Source organism: Rhizobium sp. CCGE531, assembly GCF_003627795.1.
In the GTDB taxonomy this organism is placed as follows: Bacteria; Pseudomonadota; Alphaproteobacteria; order Rhizobiales; family Rhizobiaceae; genus Rhizobium.
Window position 1 is genome coordinate 75,001 of the sequence record NZ_CP032684.1, and the last position, 18,716, is coordinate 93,716.

At 57.9% G+C, this 18,716-nt stretch carries 16 protein-coding genes, 1 tRNA gene and 2 rRNA genes (1 of these 19 running past the window's edge); 16 read left to right on the forward strand and 3 right to left on the reverse strand.

The features are described from left to right. The 4 genes from CCGE531_RS00335 to CCGE531_RS00350 form a co-directional block, all read left to right on the forward strand. Nucleotides 1-2,244 (forward strand): 23S ribosomal RNA (locus CCGE531_RS00335) (it extends 690 nt beyond the left edge of the window). Nucleotides 2,245-2,525: 281 nt separating this feature from the next. Beyond that, nucleotides 2,526-2,640: ribosomal RNA gene (gene rrf, locus CCGE531_RS00340) — 5S ribosomal RNA — on the forward strand. 381 nt (nt 2,641-3,021) lie between these two features. Continuing rightward, a tRNA-Met gene (locus CCGE531_RS00345) sits at nt 3,022-3,098 on the forward strand. A 205-nt stretch (nt 3,099-3,303) separates the two neighbouring features. Continuing rightward, on the forward strand, nt 3,304-3,723 hold the full coding sequence (locus CCGE531_RS00350; protein WP_120662409.1) for an AAA domain-containing protein: 420 nt from the start codon (nt 3,304-3,306) through the stop codon (nt 3,721-3,723). A 245-nt stretch (nt 3,724-3,968) separates the two neighbouring features. On the opposite strand, the gene CCGE531_RS00355 is transcribed toward CCGE531_RS00350, so the two are convergent. Continuing rightward, nucleotides 3,969-4,601 carry a hydrolase gene (locus CCGE531_RS00355; RefSeq protein WP_120662410.1) on the reverse strand — a complete coding sequence of 211 codons (633 nt, stop codon included), beginning with the start codon at nt 4,599-4,601 and terminating at the stop codon, nt 3,969-3,971. Nucleotides 4,602-5,006: 405 nt separating this feature from the next. Between CCGE531_RS00355 and CCGE531_RS00360 the strand changes: the two genes are divergently transcribed. The 10 genes from CCGE531_RS00360 to CCGE531_RS00405 all read left to right on the forward strand — a co-directional run bounded on the left by CCGE531_RS00360 (nt 5,007) and on the right by CCGE531_RS00405 (nt 15,707). Further along, the gene (locus tag CCGE531_RS00360) at nt 5,007-6,542 is read left to right on the forward strand and encodes a Na+/H+ antiporter (protein WP_245458935.1); all 1,536 of its coding nucleotides are present in this window, start codon (nt 5,007-5,009) and stop codon (nt 6,540-6,542) included. Nucleotides 6,543-6,853: 311 nt separating this feature from the next. Beyond that, the gene (locus CCGE531_RS00365; protein ID WP_162943829.1) at nt 6,854-7,756 is read left to right on the forward strand and encodes an AraC family transcriptional regulator; all 903 of its coding nucleotides are present in this window, start codon (nt 6,854-6,856) and stop codon (nt 7,754-7,756) included. Between the two features lie 103 nt (nt 7,757-7,859). Beyond that, entirely contained in the window at nt 7,860-8,759 is a 900-nt protein-coding gene (locus CCGE531_RS00370; protein WP_120662413.1) for an AraC family transcriptional regulator, read from the forward strand. Nucleotides 8,760-9,064: 305 nt separating this feature from the next. After that, nucleotides 9,065-9,655 carry a hydrolase gene (locus CCGE531_RS00375; protein ID WP_281024450.1) on the forward strand — a complete coding sequence of 197 codons (591 nt, stop codon included), beginning with the start codon at nt 9,065-9,067 and terminating at the stop codon, nt 9,653-9,655. A 123-nt stretch (nt 9,656-9,778) separates the two neighbouring features. Further along, entirely contained in the window at nt 9,779-10,486 is a 708-nt protein-coding gene (locus CCGE531_RS00380; RefSeq protein ID WP_245458938.1) for an alpha/beta hydrolase, read from the forward strand. Between the two features lie 31 nt (nt 10,487-10,517). Next, nucleotides 10,518-10,805: a XapX domain-containing protein gene (locus CCGE531_RS00385; RefSeq protein ID WP_120662416.1), complete on the forward strand. Its 288-nt coding sequence runs from the start codon at nt 10,518-10,520 to the stop codon at nt 10,803-10,805. After that, complete coding sequence (locus CCGE531_RS00390) at nt 10,805-12,787, forward strand: amidohydrolase (RefSeq protein ID WP_120662417.1); 1,983 nt, start codon at nt 10,805-10,807, stop codon at nt 12,785-12,787. Before CCGE531_RS00385 ends, CCGE531_RS00390 begins: the two co-directional genes overlap by 1 nt. An 11-nt stretch (nt 12,788-12,798) precedes the next feature. Beyond that, nucleotides 12,799-13,239 carry a DoxX family protein gene (locus CCGE531_RS00395; protein ID WP_120662418.1) on the forward strand — a complete coding sequence of 147 codons (441 nt, stop codon included), beginning with the start codon at nt 12,799-12,801 and terminating at the stop codon, nt 13,237-13,239. A gap of 133 nt (nt 13,240-13,372) precedes the next feature. Further along, nucleotides 13,373-14,251: a glyoxalase gene (locus CCGE531_RS00400; RefSeq protein WP_120662419.1), complete on the forward strand. Its 879-nt coding sequence runs from the start codon at nt 13,373-13,375 to the stop codon at nt 14,249-14,251. A 52-nt stretch (nt 14,252-14,303) separates the two neighbouring features. After that, nucleotides 14,304-15,707: an alginate export family protein gene (locus CCGE531_RS00405; protein ID WP_120662420.1), complete on the forward strand. Its 1,404-nt coding sequence runs from the start codon at nt 14,304-14,306 to the stop codon at nt 15,705-15,707. Here CCGE531_RS00405 and CCGE531_RS34700 read toward each other — a convergent pair. Further along, nucleotides 15,686-15,988, reverse strand: a complete 303-nt coding sequence (locus CCGE531_RS34700; RefSeq protein WP_245459199.1) for a hypothetical protein — start codon at nt 15,986-15,988, stop codon at nt 15,686-15,688. The genes CCGE531_RS00405 and CCGE531_RS34700 overlap by 22 nt on opposite strands. Between CCGE531_RS34700 and CCGE531_RS00410 the strand changes: the two genes are divergently transcribed. Further along, on the forward strand, nt 15,870-16,829 hold the full coding sequence (locus CCGE531_RS00410; protein ID WP_245459039.1) for an alpha/beta hydrolase: 960 nt from the start codon (nt 15,870-15,872) through the stop codon (nt 16,827-16,829). The genes CCGE531_RS34700 and CCGE531_RS00410 overlap by 119 nt on opposite strands. A 109-nt stretch (nt 16,830-16,938) precedes the next feature. Continuing rightward, nucleotides 16,939-17,619: a YoaK family protein gene (locus CCGE531_RS00415; RefSeq protein WP_120662422.1), complete on the forward strand. Its 681-nt coding sequence runs from the start codon at nt 16,939-16,941 to the stop codon at nt 17,617-17,619. Nucleotides 17,620-17,754: 135 nt separating this feature from the next. Here the strand turns inward: CCGE531_RS00415 and CCGE531_RS00420 are convergent, their stop codons facing one another. Continuing rightward, on the reverse strand, nt 17,755-18,654 hold the full coding sequence (locus CCGE531_RS00420) for an AraC family transcriptional regulator (protein ID WP_120666328.1): 900 nt from the start codon (nt 18,652-18,654) through the stop codon (nt 17,755-17,757). Nucleotides 18,655-18,716 lie beyond the last annotated feature (62 nt).

The window sequence follows — 18,716 nt, forward strand, 5'->3', positions numbered from 1 at the left end:
CTGGATGCCTACAAACAGTCGGAGCCCGCAAGGGTGACGGCGTACCTTTTGTATAATGGGTCAACGACTTAGTGTAACAAGCAAGCTTAAGCCGGTAGGTGTAGGCGAAGCGAAAGCGAGTCTGAATAGGGCGATATAGTTTGTTGCATTAGACCCGAAACCGAGTGATCTAGCCATGAGCAGGTTGAAGGTTGGGTAACACCAACTGGAGGACCGAACCCGCATCTGTTGCAATAGATTGGGATGACTTGTGGCTAGGGGTGAAAGGCCAATCAAACTCGGAAATAGCTGGTTCTCCGCGAAATCTATTTAGGTAGAGCGTCTGACGAATACCCCCGGGGGTAGAGCACTGGATGGGCTATGGGGACTCACCGTCTTACTGATCCTAACCAAACTCCGAATACCGGGGAGTACTATCAGGCAGACACACGGCGGGTGCTAACGTCCGTCGTGAAAAGGGCAACAACCCTAACCTCCAGCTAAGGTCCCCAAGTCATGGCTAAGTGGGAAAGGATGTGAGGATCCCAAAACAACCAGGATGTTGGCTTAGAAGCAGCCATCATTTAAAGAAAGCGTAACAGCTCACTGGTCTAGTCAAGGGTCTTTGCGCCGAAAATGTAACGGGGCTGAAGCCATGCACCGAAGCTGAGGATTTGCAGCAATGCAAGTGGTAGCGGAGCGTTCCGTAAGCCTGTGAAGGGGTACCTGTGAGGGGCCCTGGAGGTATCGGAAGTGCGAATGTTGACATGAGTAACGATAAAGAGGGTGAGAGACCCTCTCGCCGAAAGACCAAGGGTTCCTGCTTAAAGTTAATCTGAGCAGGGTTAGCCGGCCCCTAAGACGAGGCGGACACGCGTAGTCGATGGGAACCACGTTAATATTCGTGGGCCTGGTGGTAGTGACGGATTGCTTAACTTGTTCACACTTATTGGATTGTGTGGGCGGGGACGCGGTTCCAGGAAATAGCTCCACCGTATAGACCGTACCCGAAACCGACACAGGTGGTCAGGTAGAGTATACCAAGGCGCTTGAGAGAACTATGTTGAAGGAACTCGGCAAATTGCACGCGTAACTTCGGAAGAAGCGTGACCCTTATGTACGCAAGTATGTGAGGGTGGCACAGACCAGGGGGTAGCGACTGTTTACCAAAAACACAGGGCTCTGCGAAGTCGCAAGACGACGTATAGGGTCTGACGCCTGCCCGGTGCTGGAAGGTTAAGAGGAGGGGTGCAAGCTCTGAATCGAAGCCCCAGTAAACGGCGGCCGTAACTATAACGGTCCTAAGGTAGCGAAATTCCTTGTCGGGTAAGTTCCGACCTGCACGAATGGCGTAACGACTTCCCCGCTGTCTCCAACATAGACTCAGTGAAATTGAATTCCCCGTGAAGATGCGGGGTTCCTGCGGTCAGACGGAAAGACCCCGTGCACCTTTACTATAGCTTTACACTGGCATTCGTGTCGGCATGTGTAGGATAGGTGGTAGGCTTTGAAGCAGGGACGCCAGTTCTTGTGGAGCCATCCTTGAAATACCACCCTTATCGTCATGGATGTCTAACCGCGGTCCGTCATCCGGATCCGGGACAGTGTATGGTGGGTAGTTTGACTGGGGCGGTCGCCTCCGAAAGAGTAACGGAGGCGCGCGATGGTGGGCTCAGACCGGTCGGAAATCGGTCGTCGAGTGCAATGGCATAAGCCCGCCTGACTGCGAGACTGACAAGTCGAGCAGAGACGAAAGTCGGTCATAGTGATCCGGTGGTCCCGCGTGGAAGGGCCATCGCTCAACGGATAAAAGGTACGCCGGGGATAACAGGCTGATGACCCCCAAGAGTCCATATCGACGGGGTTGTTTGGCACCTCGATGTCGGCTCATCGCATCCTGGGGCTGGAGCAGGTCCCAAGGGTTTGGCTGTTCGCCAATTAAAGCGGTACGTGAGCTGGGTTCAGAACGTCGTGAGACAGTTCGGTCCCTATCTGCCGTGGGTGTAGGAATATTGACAGGATCTGTCCCTAGTACGAGAGGACCGGGATGGACATATCTCTGGTGGACCTGTTGTCCTGCCAAGGGCATAGCAGGGTAGCTACATATGGAATGGATAACCGCTGAAGGCATCTAAGCGGGAAACCAACCTGAAAACGAGTGTTCCCTATCAGAGCCGTGGAAGACGACCACGTTGATAGGCCGGGTGTGGAAGTGCGGCAACGCATGAAGCTTACCGGTACTAATAGCTCGATTGGCTTGATCGTTCCCATTGCCAGTGCTCATCAGACGAACGTAAACGTTCATCTGCATTGAGTTTTGTCCTCACGCTGTCGCGATCTTCGATCGCTACGCTGCGGACGGCGCGCCGGACGTCCGGCGACGCGCTTTGCGCTTGCGGACTTTGTCCGGAAACGCACCAAAGACGTGTTCAAATAGACAAACGAAGTGAAAACTTCACCAGCTTCTCATCGCGCTAAACCCGCAAGGTTTAGCGTGCAGGGCATAAACCGCTGGCGCGGTTTAGCCCGAAGTTGCGCTTTGCCGACCTGGTGGTTATGGCGGGGTGGCCGCACCCGTTCCCTTTCCGAACACGGCCGTGAAACGCCCCTGCGCCCATGGTACTTCGTCTTAAGACGCGGGAGAGTAGGTCGCTGCCAGGTCTGCCAAACGCAACTTCACGCTAAACCGCATCGGCGGTTTATGCGTCGCTAAATTGCATAAGCAATTTATGCCTCACACAATCTTCTCATCACAAACGCGATAAACCCAAAAGGGTTACGCTGAAACGGCCTAGCCGTGTTACAATAGGCCGCTTCAAGCGGCCTTTGTCGCTTCTGAAAAGCAAGACATTACCCCTTACACACCTGAAATACGGTGCCACGGGCGCGACAAATCCTCCGGATTTGCGCTGAGAATACACGATAAACGGCTGAAGCGGTTTACGTGGATAAAGCATGAACCGCTTTGCGGTTCACGCAAGCGCGATAAACCCTTCGGGTTTACGCTGACGCGACAAACCGCAAAGCGGTTTGCGCTGGTGACGCGGGGTGGAGCAGCCCGGTAGCTCGTCAGGCTCATAACCTGAAGGCCGCAGGTTCAAATCCTGCCCCCGCAACCAAATACACGAGAGCCCGCCATCGCGCGGGCGTTCGTGTATTTGCTAACGGGTCGAGCATTTAACGCCTCATCACAAGCCCGTAAGCAGCCAGAGCCAACGCCGCGGCTTTTGCCGATATCGGATACGGCACGATCCGCCAGCACACCCTCCGAAACTTCAATAGTTTGTGAGCTGGGCAATCTGATATCGCGCTTCAGTTTCGTCTATAGAGGAACGAGGGCAGGAAAAATGGTGCCCGCAGGAGGGCGACGAACTGCTCGCGCAACTACGTCATCTGCGAGATCGAGGATGCGCTCCCGACTTCTATGTCGTGGCTCCGTTCGTCGTGGTGCAGGATCGCATGCGGGACGTATTGCGTTCCAGCGGCTTGCTCGATGGATGGGTCGAGAACCCGTATCAGTGGGGCAGGGACCGGATCGCGACGGTCCATACCGTTCAGGGCCGCGAGGCGGAGGCCGTCTTTTTCATTCTGGGTGCTCCGGACGCCCAGCAGCGGGGCGCGCGCGGTTGGGCTGGCGGTCGTCTCAATTTGCTGAACGTCACGGCGACAAGGGCGAAGGAAGCTCTTTACGTGGTGGGCCAACCGGAGCCTCTGGAAAACAGCAGGCGTTTTCCAGTCGCTTGATGATTTCCTCGGATGACCAGGATCGCATTCGGAAACAGTCGCTGATCGCAGAATTTATGAAACTCGTATCAAGAAGACCATGAGGTTCATCACGCTTCGGCCAGGCGAAATTGTTATCCTCCTACAAGCGGCGTTTCCATTTCGAGAGACTTCGCTCGCTCTATTACTTCCTAAAGCGCCGTTTGATTCTGAATGGATTTCTCAAGACGTCCGGCCGCCGAAATGACCACGGCGGTCAGCCATGCTCAAGGCTGCGGAGGATGGATCATATCGCGCGCGTATGAAAGTCCGATGCCATAGCCACCAGCGTGGGCTTCAACAATCCCTCTGGCTCCGGCATAGGTTTCGTGCCTTGTCCAGTCTCTTTGAAGTTCAAGGAGAACTTGAATCCACGATGTCATCGTCGCCCCTGCCGCCTCCATTCGCCGTAAGGCAAGAAAATGACTGTCAGGGGTCAAACCCCCACAGGCGTCGGCAACGACAGAGACGTCGTAACCCTCCTCAATGGCAGATAGGACCGGAAACGATACGCACGCCTCGGTCAGGAGGCCTGAAACAAGGAGGCGCTTACGGCCGGTTGCGACAACGGCCGCACGCGCCGTCTCGTCCTCCCAAAGATTCATGTTCCGGCGCTCGACCGCCTTTATGTCGCCGATCACAGCCTGGATCGCCGGCATAACGGGTCCGCTATAAACAATCGAGGCGGATGTGGAGGCGATGATCGGCAGTTCGAACAGCTTGGCTGTCTTTGCAAGCGCCACGACGTTTCCGAGGAGTGTTTGACGAGCGATGGATTCGACCCCGAAGGCCAGACCGGCCTGCTGGTCGATCAGAAGAAGTGCGCAATCGTGCGGCGTAATCAAGGGCAACTCAGCCATGTGGGTTCCAATTCTCCATTTTGAGACGGCGAGAGACTAGCTAATGCTTCATCCGGCTTCTTGGACCCCGCTATCGCTATTTGGAATATCTTCCTCCTCCATTCTCGTAAAATCATAATCGCGCCGAGCGTAGCCTGTCAGTAATTCATCCAATGTCGCCTGGCCGGACGCGAAAGCGGATGAATAGCTATCTTTGACGGATTGGAATGATCATGGGTCTTTTGCCCGATAGCAGTATTATCGTCCAATTCAATTGGCGACGTTTTCGGTAAACAGTGCCATTGCGCTGCACTCGCGGCCAAGCTCGTTTCGTTCTAATTCCGGCGCAACGCATAACCAGAGACAAGGTAAGAACCGAACCAAATGTCAGTGGAATCGACATACGAATTTCTCGTCCTTCTGCTGATGGCGACGATCGTGCTCGAGCTTGTTGCGCGGCGTTTGCATCTACCGCCGGCCGCGGCTCTCATCATCGGCGGGATCGTTCTTGCGCTGATGCCCGGCGTTCCGGCGATCAAGATCGATCCGGAAATTGTCATGCTGATCTTTCTGCCGCCGCTCCTGATGAGCGGTGCATATTTCACCGTATGGTACGAATTTAAGAAGCACTTTGCCGAGATAGCCTCTCTCGCGCTTGGCGCCGTGATATTTACGACATTGACCGTTGGAATCGTGTTTCACTTCCTCTTGCCTGGATTGCCATGGGCCGTGGGTTTCGCATTGGGCGCGATTGTCTCGCCACCGGATGCTGTCGCCGCCGGAGCGGTGCTCGAAAGGCTTCATCTTCCGAGCCGAGTTTCGGCTCTTCTGGAAGGCGAGAGCTTGGTCAACGACGCCAGCGGACTTGTGTTGTTACGCTTCGCCGTGGCAGCGACCTTGACCGGCACCTTCAGTATCCCCGAGGCTCTCGTATCTTTCTCATGGGTGACGTCCGGAGGCGTGCTCGTCGGTCTCGTCGTCGGTTGGACCGGTGTTTGGGTGATCCGTCGGTTGCGCGACAGCGAGCTGATCATCACAGCAACGCTCCTGCTCGCCGCGATTTCCTACATCAGCGCCGAACGTCTTAACAGCTCGGGAGTCCTGTCGACGGTCGCAACCGGGCTTATCCTCGGATTCCATCAGCACGAAACCTTTTCAGCTTCGACCCGCGTGCGAGCTCAAGCGTTTTGGAAGGCATTGGTTTTTCTACTGGAGTCCCTTGTTTTCATACTGGTCGGACTCTCGCTTCGAGGCGTTCTCGATCGGATCTCTGGAGCCGGACAGGGCATCGGCGATCTTGCTATCCCGGTCTCAGCCGTTGTTTTCACGGTGATCATGGCACGGTTTGTCTGGTTGTTTGGGACAGGAGCGTTAAAACGCGTCCTGCCGCGTCCCAAGCGCAGAGAGCCTTCGTCACTCGCAACCACAACAATCATAAGCTGGGCGGGTATGCGCGGCGTGGTGACATTGACTGGCGCGTTGTCGCTTCCGGAACAGATACCGGGAAGGGACATAATCCTCATTGCCGCGTTCGTTGTGATCATCGTCACAGTTTTGGTCCAAGGCTCAACTTTAGGCCCGCTTGCCGCTCTCCTCAAATTGGCCAGCCCCGCCGAAGAACAGTGCTTACGCGAAAATGAAGCTTCCGCGTGGAGGCGCGTGGCGGAAGCACAGTATCGCGCGATCCTGAAGTGCTCGCAGAACGAGGATGGCAGTGAAAAGCATCCCCGCCTCCTTGAACAGTACAGGCATCGGGCGGAGGTCGCCGCACAATACGAAGCTGACCGGGACGCGCATGAGAGCATCAAGGTTGATCACTTCAGGGCGGTTCTCGACGCGCTTCAGGCGGGTCGTGCCGAAATCCTGCGGATGCATAGGGCTGGCGAAATCCATGATCGCGTCATGCGGGATCTCGAACATGAGCTTGACCTTCAGGAGATCGCCGCGGAGAACAGACTTTGATCTGCTGGGCCTCCGGATAGAATCGGCGCCCCTTATCCCTACGTCGGCTCATTACGCAAATATCGTACTGAGAATAGAAAATTAGCCATATTCAGTCCAATTTTGCGGATTCGTGGCCTTTTCGGCTGAGGCCGTAAGATTGTACAAGATAGTTGTGGTCGTTATCGTAACGCTTGTTCTTGCTGCGGTTGAAACCTGATTTTCCGCGAGAATGAGCATTGCGCGGGTATTCAGCAGAATTAATATTGTCTGCTGCAACCGAAATGTTCTCACGGATGCCACAGGCGCGGAGGCGTCTTGGAGGAGAGGGATTGAGCCTGGACTATCAACTGAAAACGCTCGGCCCGTATTTCGGCCTTCCCGAGGCTGCCGCGCTGCACACGGTGCCTGTCAGAGCTTCATCGATTTGCGTTACGAGAATAGCCAAGGATGTCTCGGGTGGTGAGAGGCCGATTGTCTCCCTTCCCGTGTGCGACGCCTATTTCCTGATGGTCTACACCAAGGAGGCGCATCATTGCGATATCCTGCCCGATGGGACCAGGACGCTGCCGCGAAAGTTCGGGCGGGGATCGGTCTGCCTTGTCGATCTTTCCGACGGGGCGTCAATCGTCTTATACGCCGGCCTTCATTCAGTTACTTTTTTGCTGCCAAAGACGCTTATAGAGGAGGTCGGGGAGTTATCCAGCGCAAGTCCGAAAATCGAGCTGCGGTGTCGAAGAGGCGAGAGAGATCCGGTTCTAAGCAATCTCACCGACGTCGTCCTTTCCCTCTTTGATCGAGAGACCGGTTCGCGGGAAGCGCTCCTGAAACACCTGGCAATCGCGATCTGTTCTCATCTGATCGAGGACCCCCTCGGTGAGACGACGGCTGGCGCGGACGACGCGATCCTTCCCTACAATCGCGAGGCTGCGGCAAAAGAGTTCATGAGAAAAAACCTTGCCCGTGAATTGTCCGTCGCGGAAATTGCCGCGGCGGCTGGCCTCTCCGCTAATCATTTCTCACAGGGATTTAAGAAAGTAACCGGTATCACGCCCCATCAGTGGCTGATGCATGCGCGCGTGGGCGCTGCAAAGGAGCTACTACGCGGAAGCGAGTCATCGCTGAAAGCGATCGCGAACGCGTGCGGATTCGTGGATCAAAGTCATTTTACGAAGGTTTTCTCCCGTGAAACCGGTATGACACCGGCAGTCTGGCGTGCCGGGTGCCTTAACTAATTTAAGTCGAGCGAAAGGAGCGTTTCGTAAAAAAGTCGTTGGAATTTACCAGTGAAATGCTCTACCGTTATAGTTGATATGGGGTGGCTGGCCGGAGTGGACATTGGAAAGAGAATCGGAGGGTGGTAACCCGCCCAGAACGCCTGTTCCCAGTCAATGGATGATGAAGGCGTCGGCTATCACGGTCACGCGCCTGTGCTACGACAAGGATGATCTTCCGATCGCTCCGTCGAGCAAACGCGACGAGGCGGTCTCTGTCATCACTCAGTTGACCGATTTCAGAATGCACCGACTTTGGAAGAACAACGAGCTCATTTTCGAAGGCGGGCATCCCAAAGGCGCGATCGCTATTACCGATCTCAGAAATGAATGGCAGTGCCATCATCTCTCGCCGTTCGATAATTTGAGGTTCAATATCCCGCTGTCCTTTGTGCGCTCTTTCCTGGAGGATATCGGCCGCCCGCAATTCGACGGATTCGACTGTCGGCCCGGCACCAGGGACGACGTCATTCTTGGCCTTGCTCAGGCCGTCTTGCCTTATCTCGTCAACCGGCACGAGGCCAATCAGTTATTTTTTGAGCAAATCAGTTTGGTTCTTTTGACGCATCTGACGCATACCTACGCCAGCCAGTATTTTCCGACGAGCAGGAATGGCGTCCTGGCGCCATGGCAGGAAAAAAGAGTGCTGGAGTTCTTGACGGCCAACGCCTTCAGGCAGGTCTCGATCACGGAACTCGCCGAACTCTGCAACCTGTCGCGCAGTTATTTTAACAGGGCATTCAAGGAGACATTCGGCCGGACACCATACCGCTGGGTCATGGAGTATCGGATTTCAAAGGCTAAAGATCTTCTGCTTGCCGATTTTTCGATTCAAGAAGTCGCCACAACGTGCGGCTTCGCCGATCAGAGCCATCTCACGCGGGTGTTTTCGGATATTGCTGGAGAGCCCCCTGGCAACTGGCGCCGGCAGAACCGTTTGAAACTCGGCGATAAGACCCCGTAAGATCGCAGCCGGCCAGACGCTTGCGCTTTGGCGAAAATCTTGCTGTCAGATCCCGTCTCGAGCAGGGGCTCGTCTCCTTTCGGCGCCGTTTGGTATCCGACGGCCGAAACAGTCCGAACATACAAACCATCCTTCTAAGCGACAAGAAGATTGCTGCCGTAGCGGGCATGATCCGCTCCGTCAACGCAATTTAGCTGAATGACGACGCAGTTCAGCTCCACGCTTTTGAGGAAAAAACAGTGACCGTAAACGCGACACCGACGCCGGGCTCGAAGCTTCTTACTCCGAAGGACCATACGCTCATCATGATCGACTTTCAGTCGCAGATGTCTTTTGCGACGAAGAGCATCGATGCTGTCAATCTCCGGAACAATGCAGCTCTCGTCGCCAATGGCGCCAAGGGTTTCGGCGTTTCCACCATTCTGACCACGGTTGCGGAAAAGAGCTTCTCCGGTCCGATGTTCTCCGAAATCACCGACGCGTTTCCCGGCCAGAAGCTGTTCGACCGCACCTCGATGAACACCTGGGAAGACGCTCCTGTTATCGAAGAGATCAATCGCATCGGCAAAAAGCGCATCGTGCTCTCCGGCCTGTGGACGGGCGTCTGCATCGTCGGCCCGGCGCTGTCGGCGATCGAGCAGGGCTTTGAAGTCTTCGTACTGGCCGACGCTTGCGGCGACGTCTCCGACGAAGCCCACAACCGGGCAATGGATCGCATGGTTCAAGCCGGCGCTCAGCCGATGACCTCGCTCCAGTATCTGCTCGAGCTTCAGCGCGATTGGGCGCGGACCGAGACCTACGACATGACCACGGGCATCGCCAAGAAGTTCGGTGGCTCTTACGGCCTCGGCATCATCTACGCAAAGACGATGTTCGGCGCGTCCGAAGGTCATTGAGGCGCGAATGGCCGCTCGTATTCATGCGATGCAGCGGCCTGCTCTTCGATCTTTCCCGTGGTGCACTCGCCTATGCGCCACGGCATCCCCCATTTCCTTTCTGTCATGTGCACGGAGCTCATCATGGCCGCTTCACCATCGAATAGCGCGACTGTCGTTCTTGTGCATGGGGCATGGGGAGATGCATCGAGCTGGAGATCCGTTATTTCCCTTTTGCAGAAGCAGGGCGTTGCAGTTGCAGCCGTGCAGAATCCGACCTCATCTTTGTCGGCGGATGTCGAGGCAACCCGCCACGCGCTGAACGAGATCGATGGGCCTGTCGTTCTCGCCGGTCATAGCTGGGGAGGAACCGTGATTACGGAAGCTGGCGACGACCCGAAGGTCAAGGCTTTGGTCTTTGTGGCAGCCTTCGCACCGGATGTCGGCCAATCCACGGGAGATCAGGTCGCCGCCCACGCAGCACCTCCGGGTCTGGCGGAGGTGAGCTCCGACCGCAGCGGCAGCTACATGATGAGCGTGAACGGCTGGATCAACGCTGTCGCGCAGGATCTTCCGGAACAGGATGTACGGGTTCTCGCTGCCACCCAGCCGCCGCTCGGCGCAGGCGCTTTCTCCGACAAGGTGAGCAAGACTGCCTGGGCGAGCCGCAAGAACTGGTACGTGATTTCCACCGAAGACCGAGCGGTCAGCGTAGAGCTCCAGCGGGAATTGGCAAGGAAGCTGAACGCCCGCACGACCGAACTCAAGGCCAGCCACATGTCACTGCTTTCGCAACCGGAGGCCGTTGCCTCCGTCATCCTCGAAGCAGTTGCCGACGCAACCGCCGCCTAGTTGTCGAGAAGAATTGAAAAGGACAACACCCATGAAAATCTATCTGTATTCCCTGGCAGCCGGCTTGCTTGTCGGCATCGTCTACAGCCTGCTGAATGTCCGTTCGCCGGCGCCGCCGGTCATTGCTCTTGTCGGTCTTCTGGGCATCCTCGTTGGCGAGCAGATCGTTCCCTTCGCCAAGACACTCATCAGCAAAGAACCGGCTGCCGTGTCGTGGATCCACCAGATCAAGCCGCATGTGTTCGGTCACCTGCCAAAGGGCGGCAATCCAGCGGATGTTGCCCGACAAGCTCAAGCGAATGTGGAGGAGCGGAGCTGATGACCACACGTCGTACCTTCCTCGGCGGAGCATCGAGCCTGGCATTCTCGAACCTCTTCTCATCAGCCGTTGCCGCCGATTCTCTCAAGACCGGAGTAGACACCGTGCACGCTGACCTCGTCTTTCACCATGGCCTGATCACGACCCTCGACCGTTCCAACCCGACCGCTACCGCCGTTGCGATCAAGGACGGCAAGTTCCTCGCCGTCGGCCACGACGCCGAGATCATGACGCTTGCCGGGCCTGACACGAAGGTCATCGACCTCAAGGGCAAGCGCGCGCTGCCAGGCCTGATCGATAACCACACCCACGTCGTCCGCGGCGGCCTGAACTTCAACATGGAGCTGCGCTGGGACGGCGTGCGCTCGCTCGCCGACGCTATGGACATGCTGAAGCGGCAGGTCGCGATCACCCCGCCGCCGCAATGGGTGCGTGTCGTCGGCGGCTTCACCGAGCACCAGTTCGTTGAAAAGCGCCTGCCGACCATCGACGAAATCAATGCAATCGCCCCGGATACGCCGGTCTTCCTGCTGCATCTCTATGACCGTGCGCTTCTGAACGCTGCGGCACTGCGCGCGATTGGTTATACCAAGGATACGCCGAACCCGCCCGGCGGCGAGATCACCCGCGACGGATCAGGCAATCCGACCGGCCTGCTGCTCGCCAAACCGAATGCCGGTATCCTCTATTCGACGCTCGCCAAAGGCCCGAAGCTGCCCTTCGACTACCAGGTCAATTCCACCCGTCATTTCATGCGGGAATTGAACCGTCTCGGCGTCACCGGTGTCATCGATGCCGGCGGCGGCTTCCAGAACTATCCCGACGACTACGCCGTCATCCAGAAGCTTGCCGATGAAGACCAGCTCACCGTTCGGCTGGCGTACAATCTCTTCACCCAGAAGCCAAAACAGGAGAAAGAGGATTTCCTCAACTGGACGTCCTCGGTCAAGTACAAGCAGGGCAACGACTATTTCCGCCACAATGGCGCCGGCGAGATGCTGGTCTTTTCCGCCGCCGACTTCGAGGATTTCCGCCAGCCGCGCCCGGACATGCCGCCGGAGATGGAGGGGGAGCTGGAAGAGGTCGTGCGCGTTCTCGCCGAGAACTGCTGGCCCTGGCGTCTGCATGCCACCTATGACGAGACGATCAGCCGAGCCCTCGACGTCTTCGAGAAGGTCAACCAGGACATTTCGCTCGAAGGGCTGAACTGGTTCTTCGACCACGCCGAGACCATCTCCGAACGATCGATCGACCGCATCGCAGCCCTTGGCGGCGGCATCGCCACCCAGCACCGCATGGCCTATCAGGGCGAATATTTCGTCGAACGCTACGGCCATGGCGTAGCGGAAGCGACGCCGCCGATCAGGCGCATGCTCGACAAGGGCGTCAACGTTTCCGCCGGCACGGACGCCACCCGCGTCGCCTCCTACAATCCGTGGGTCTCGCTTTCGTGGATGGTGACCGGCAAGACGGTCGGCGGCATGCAGCTTTATCCACGCGCCAACTGCCTCGACCGCGAGACGGCACTGCGCATGTGGACGGAAAAGGTCACGTGGTTTTCCAACGAAGAAGGCAAGAAGGGCCGCATCGAGAAGGGCCAGTTCGCCGATCTCATCGTGCCCGACAAAGACTTCTTCGCCTGCGCCGAGGACGAGATCTCCTTCCTCACCTCCGAACTCACCATGGTCGGCGGCAAGATCGTCTACGGCGCCGGCGCGTTTGCCGAACTCGATGAAGATGAAGTCCCTCCCGCCATGCCCGACTGGTCGCCGGTGCGCAGCTTCAAGGGTTATGCCGCCTGGGGTGAGCCGGAGGGCGCGGGTAAGAATTCGCTACATCGCCGCCTGATCGCCTCCTGCGGCTGCGCCAACAACTGCAATGTCCACGGCCACGCCCATGCCAATGCCTGGACCTCGAAGCTGCCGATCGCCGACCTCAAGGGCTTCTTCGGTGCGCTCGGTTGCGCCTGCTGGGCGGTATGAGGAGAAGCGGAATGCATTCCATTGAAACGAAACTCGCATCGCTTGCGCGCCCTCTCTTCGGGGCGCCCTGGATGCGCTTTCTCGCCTATCTCGGCCTCTGCGCCGCCTATCTCCAGGGCGGTCTCAACAAGCTTACGGATTTTCCGGGCGCGATCGGCGAGATGACGCATTTTGGCTTGTCGCCGGCGCCGCCCTTCGCCGTGCTTGTGATCGTCCTGGAGCTTGCAGCCTCCGTGATGATCCTTGTCGGCTTCTTCCGCTGGCTCGGCGCGCTCGGGCTCGGAGCCTTCACCCTGCTTGCCACCGTCCTGGCATTGCGCTTCTGGGAATTGCCGCTCGGCATGGAACGTTTCATGGCCGCCAATTCCTTCTTCGAGCATCTCGGCCTCGTCGGCGGTTTCTTGCTTGTCGCCTGGCTCGATCTTAAAGAGCGGCAGACCGGTCCAACCTGAGGAGGGCCGGTATTTAACACGACGCCGGCAGAGATCAGAGGCGCATGCCGATCGCTAATTGATTGCACCTTTTCCCATAGAAGCGACATGGCCTGCCTCTGCCTTGCCGCCATAACCACCAAGGAAAGCCCTGATGATCTGCCGTTCCCTCACATTCGCCGCCCTGATTGCGCTTTGCTGCACCCCGGCGCTAGCTACCCCCCAGTTCGCCGTCGCGCCTCAATACGATACCACCCACGTCTATGTCGCGCCCACTGATGTGGACGCTTTCGTCAAGGGCTTCCTTGCTACCTTCGGCGGCACCAGCACCAAGCAGGTCGTGGCAAACGTTACGCCGACGCCGAGTAGCACGACCTCGCAACTCCTGCAGACGCCTGCCGGAACTGTTTCGCTCTTCGGCTTCAAGACCCCAATTCCCTATCCCTTCGGCGCCGAGCGCACCGGCTATCTCGTCACCGATCTCGACAAGGCCGTCAACGCGGCGAGGAAAGCCGGTGCCACCGTTATTGTTGCGCCTTTCCCGGACCCGATCGGCCGCGATGCCGTCATCCAGTGGCCAGGCGGTGTCAACATGCAGCTTTATTGGCACAATACGAAGCCAGCCTACGCGGCGTTCGAGACCATCCCTGAAAATCGTGTCTACGTATCGCCTGACGCGGTGGCTGCCTTCGTGCGGGACTTCACCACATTCGCCCATGGCAAGATCGTATCCAACGATAAAAAGGCTCCCGGAGTCGAAATCGGCCGCGCCGATAGCAGCTTCCATCGGATCCGCATCGAATCTGATTTCGGCAAAATGACGGTCCTTGCCACCGACGGACATTTGCCCTTCCCCTACGGCTACGAAATGGCCGGCTATCAAGTCGTCGACCTCGATGCCACTTTGCAAAAAGCCAAGGACGCAGGCGTCAAGATCCTCGTCGAACCCTCTCAGTCAGGCGATCGTCGGGCTGCCATGGTGGAATTTCCGGGCGGCTACGTCGCGGAAATCCACTCCGTTGCCAAGCCCTGACGACAGCGCTGCGGCCGCGTTCAGCGCGGCCGCTCGATCTTGGAGAGCGTAGATGACGATCGAACGATACCTGGTTTCAACCGCCGTATTGCTGGCCCTCTCGGCGACGGCGGTATACGCTGCCGATCCATCCGCACCAGCCAAACGGCCAGCAATCAAGAGCAATCGTTGGCAGGAAGATTGGTCCGTGCTGGCGGTCCCTGCGCTTCGGACGGAGCCGCTCGACAGCCTGAAATATCTGCCGCTTTCGTCTGGTGATCCGGGAACCTACGTATCGTTCGGTGTGAATTTAAGAGACCGATTCGAGACAAACAACGCCCCAAGCTTCGGAATCGGCGGGATCGCGCGCGACAACTATGTGATCCAGCGGGCGCAATTTCATATCGATCTGCATCTGTTTGATGATTGGCAAATATTCACCCAGTTCGAAGACGACCGCGCATTTGGGAAAGAGTCTGTTGGTCCTGCCGACGCCGACAAAATGGACCTAAGGCTGGCGTTTGTTTCCTACTCGCACGATTTCGATGCCGGCACCTTCAAGGCTCGAGTTGGCCGGCAGGATTTCGCATTCGACCTCCAGCGCTTTGTCTCCTCGCGCGACGGGCCGAATGTGCGTCAATCTTTCGATGCCGTCTGGGCGGATTGGGAAACAGGGCCTTGGCGATTCATCGGTTTCGTCAGCCAGCCAGTCCAATATCGAAACGACGAGGCATTCGACGATACGTCAAATGGTGACTTTCGCTTCAGCACGTTGCGCGTGGAACGGCAGGTCCTGGGAACCAACGAACTCTCCGCTTACTACTCGCTCTATCAGAAGCGCAACGCACATTACCTGGACGGATCCGGAGATGAAGACCGGCATATATTCGACACCCGGTTCGCCGGCAGTTCGAACGGTCTCGATTGGGATCTCGAGGGAATGGGGCAGGTGGGTTCCGTCGGCGACAAGGATATTCGAGCCTGGGCGATCGGCGCGCGGGGTGGGTACACCTTCGAGGATGCATCCTGGACTCCGAGGCTGGGCCTCCAGTTCGATATGGCCTCGGGAGACCACAATCCCGGCGACGGCACTGTCGGGACCTTCAATCCTCTCTTTCCCAACGGCTACTATTTTACGCTCGCCGGCTACACCGGCTACGCGAATCTCATACATCTCAAACCTTCGATCACGGTGAAGCCAACCGACAAGATGACGCTGATGGCGGCGGTCGGCCTCCAGTGGCGGCAAACCACCGCGGACGCGATCTACGTCCAGCCCAATCAGCCACTCGCAGGAACGGCAGGTCGCGGCGGCGCGTGGTCGGGAGCTTACGGGCAGATCAGGCTCGACTATGCCTTCAATGCCAATCTGACTGGCGCCATCGAAGCGGTACACTACGAAATCGGCGATGCTATACGTCGTGCCGGAGGCCATGGCGGCAACTACCTTGGTGCTCAGTTGAGCTTCGCATGGTGACAGGTTTTTCGGGCGATCCCCACCGTCAATCTGCTGCAACCCGCGGCGACCTTAGCTTTATCCAAATAAGACGAATATCGGACAAGCGGCGCTGGCGCATCACAGGCTAAGAAACCAAAGTTCACGCCAAAGGTTACCACGATGTCTGACAACCCGATCGAGATGATGTTTTCCCGCAGGCAAACATTAATGGCCGGCGCAACCCTTTCCGCTGCGATAGCCATGCCGTCTCTTGCCTTTTCCGCTGCCGCCTCCACAAAGATTAAAGGAATACCGCTCATGACCACCGGCTTCGTCGAAACCAAAGACGGCGTACAGATCTTCTATAAGGATTGGGGTCCGAAGGACGCCCAGCCGATCGTGTTCCATCACGGTTGGCCGCTGTCTTCCGACGATTGGGATACGCAGATGCTGTTCTTCGTCCAGCACGGCTATCGCGTCGTCGCTCATGATCGTCGTGGTCACGGCCGTTCCTCGCAGGTCAGCGAAGGTCACGACATGGATCACTACGCAGCCGACGCATCCGCAGTCGCCGAACATCTGAACCTGAAGAACGCCGTCCATATCGGTCACTCTACCGGCGGCGGCGAAGTCGCCCGCTATGTCGCCAAGTTCGGCCAGCCGCAGGGCCGTGTCGCAAAGGCTGTTCTCGTCAGCGCTGTCCCCCCGCTGATGCTGAAGACAGAGTCCAATCCGGGCGGCCTGCCCATGGAAGTCTTCGACGGCATCCGCAAGGCAGTTGCCGACAATCGTGCGCAGCTCTTCCTCGACTTCCCCGCCGGCCCGTTCTACGGCTTCAACCGTGCAGGCGCGACTGTTTATCAGGGCGTGATCCAAAATTGGTGGCGCCAGGGCATGATGGGCAGCGCCAAGGCCCATTGCGACGGCATCAAGGCCTTCTCCGAAACCGACCAGACGGAAGATCTCAAGAAGATCACCGTTCCGACCCTCGTCATCCATGGCGATGACGATCAGGTCGTCCCGATCGCCGACTCCGCCGAACTCTCCGTCAAGCTCCTCAAGAACGGCACGCTGAAGGTTTACAAGGGCTACCCGCACGGCATGCTGACGGTCCACGCCGATGTCATCAATCCGGACCTGCTCGCCTTCATCAAGGCCTGACAAAAAACGATCCTGCCTGCCGCTAAGCTTAAGGCTGGCGGCAGGCTGCCACGAAAGCAGTGCCCGAAGCGCCGGAGCACTTTACCAAGGTCTCCAGGAGGCTCCACCAATGAAAGCCGTTCCTCTTCCTCTTCTGCTCAGTTTCAACGGGGGATACGTCGATACTGTCGGCTTCCTGGCGCTCGGCGGGCTGTTCACCGCGCACGTAACCGGCAACTTCGTGACGTTGGGCGCATCGATAGCATTGGGTACGGGAGGCACTCTGTCCAAGCTCCTGGCACTCCCGGTTTTCTGCGCCGTTGTCTTCGCCTCACGAATGGTCGGGCTGGCGCTGCAGCGCAGCGGTCGACCGGTCCTGCGTCCTCTTCTCGTCGTCAAGCTGGCGTTGCTTGTCATCGCCGCGGCGATCGCGTTGGCATACGCTCCCTTCAGCAATCCGAACAGTTCGACAGCCTTCGCAATCGGCATGGTCCTTGTCGCCGCCATGGCGGTGCAGAATGGCATTCATCGCGTTCATCTGGCGAAGTCTCCGCCATCGACCCTGATGACCGGAACGACAACCCAGATCATGCTCGACCTTGCCGATATCGCCATGGGCGGGCAATCGGAGACCACGGCTGCAGCCTACTCGCGTCTGAAGCGGATGGTGCTCGCCGTTGTCATCTTCGCCTTGGGCTGCGCCATCGCGGCGCTGGCGTTCATTCTCTCGCCCGTCTGGAGTTTTGTCGTCCCTGCCGTCCTAGCTGCCCTGGCACTCGTGGCGCATGTCGAAACGCCCGAGGGCGATTGATTGGCATAGACCACCAAAACGCAGCATCTGTCGAACCCAGGAGAATGAAATGTCCGGCCGGCAGATGTCTGATTCCAGTTACAGCCATGTCATCGATGTCGGCGCCAGTCGGCGATCACGTCCATCATTGCTTTCTTAGCCTGCCGTGCGCGCATATCGAGCCGGCGGCATTCCGGCATATCGTGCAAACGCAACGCTAAAGGTGCTGGCCGACCCGTAGCCTACGCGTTCTGCCACCCGATCGATTCCGAGATTCCGATCCCGCAATAGCTGCTTTGCGAGCGCCATGCGCCAGGCCAGCAGATACTCCATCGGGCGGAGGCCGACGATACGGTTGAACCGCACAAAGAAAGCCGAACGGGACAGCGCCGCCTCGTTCGCAAGATCGGCGACGGTCCAAGGATGTTCGGGGCGAGCATGCATCGCATGAAGCGCGGCCGCCAAGCGGTCGTCGCCCAAGCCGCGGCTCAGGCCAGGCGCGGATGTGGTTTCCGTTCCGGATCGCAATGCCTCGATCAACAACACCTCGAGAAGCCGTTCCAGCACAAACTCGCGTGCCGCTCGCTGCTCGCGCGTTTCCTCGTCGACCAATTGCATCAGCGTGGCAAGCCGGGGCCGATCGCGAACGAGAACCACATCCGGCAACAGGGAGACAAGCAGGGCTGAATCTGGTGCGCCGAAGCTGCAATGGCCGATCCGCATGCGCAGATCGGCAGGACCGTCATGGCGTCCGACTCGGAAATGCCCTTCGCTGACCTGTGTCGGGAACATGGCGGACAGATTGGCCGGCGCATCGATGCTCTCGTTGACCAGGTTCCGCATCGCTGGCGCGAGTACAAAGTCGCCGGCCTGAAGGATGAATGATTGATGGCTGCCGAACGTGACGCGGCAACTCCCCTCCAGGATCGCGCAATAGAATGGTTCACCTGTCGCCTCACGATGAATTCGCCACGAACCCGCACATTCCACCAGCTTCGAAAAGCGGGCGGCAGGCTGTAGCAGAGTGACGATTTCAGCAAGAGGATCGATGGCCATCATCAGGACTAACGCTAAAGAAATGCAGACTGCAGCCTATATTAAGTCTTAGGCCTGGTCAC

Coding starts and splice junctions, on each gene's coding strand:
- CCGE531_RS34700 (WP_245459199.1), bottom strand. CDS start 15,988: ATGAGCGGTATTCCTTTAATCTTTGTGGAGGCGGCAGCGGAAAAGGCA.
- CCGE531_RS00385 (WP_120662416.1), top strand. CDS start 10,518: ATGAAAATCTATCTGTATTCCCTGGCAGCCGGCTTGCTTGTCGGCATC.
- CCGE531_RS00360 (WP_245458935.1), top strand. CDS start 5,007: ATGGCGACGATCGTGCTCGAGCTTGTTGCGCGGCGTTTGCATCTACCG.
- CCGE531_RS00390 (WP_120662417.1), top strand. CDS start 10,805: ATGACCACACGTCGTACCTTCCTCGGCGGAGCATCGAGCCTGGCATTC.
- CCGE531_RS00420 (WP_120666328.1), bottom strand. CDS start 18,654: ATGGCCATCGATCCTCTTGCTGAAATCGTCACTCTGCTACAGCCTGCC.
- CCGE531_RS00405 (WP_120662420.1), top strand. CDS start 14,304: ATGACGATCGAACGATACCTGGTTTCAACCGCCGTATTGCTGGCCCTC.
- CCGE531_RS00355 (WP_120662410.1), bottom strand. CDS start 4,601: ATGGCTGAGTTGCCCTTGATTACGCCGCACGATTGCGCACTTCTTCTG.
- CCGE531_RS00400 (WP_120662419.1), top strand. CDS start 13,373: ATGATCTGCCGTTCCCTCACATTCGCCGCCCTGATTGCGCTTTGCTGC.
- CCGE531_RS00380 (WP_245458938.1), top strand. CDS start 9,779: ATGGCCGCTTCACCATCGAATAGCGCGACTGTCGTTCTTGTGCATGGG.
- CCGE531_RS00410 (WP_245459039.1), top strand. CDS start 15,870: ATGATGTTTTCCCGCAGGCAAACATTAATGGCCGGCGCAACCCTTTCC.
- CCGE531_RS00415 (WP_120662422.1), top strand. CDS start 16,939: ATGAAAGCCGTTCCTCTTCCTCTTCTGCTCAGTTTCAACGGGGGATAC.
- CCGE531_RS00395 (WP_120662418.1), top strand. CDS start 12,799: ATGCATTCCATTGAAACGAAACTCGCATCGCTTGCGCGCCCTCTCTTC.
- CCGE531_RS00375 (WP_281024450.1), top strand. CDS start 9,065: ATGATCGACTTTCAGTCGCAGATGTCTTTTGCGACGAAGAGCATCGAT.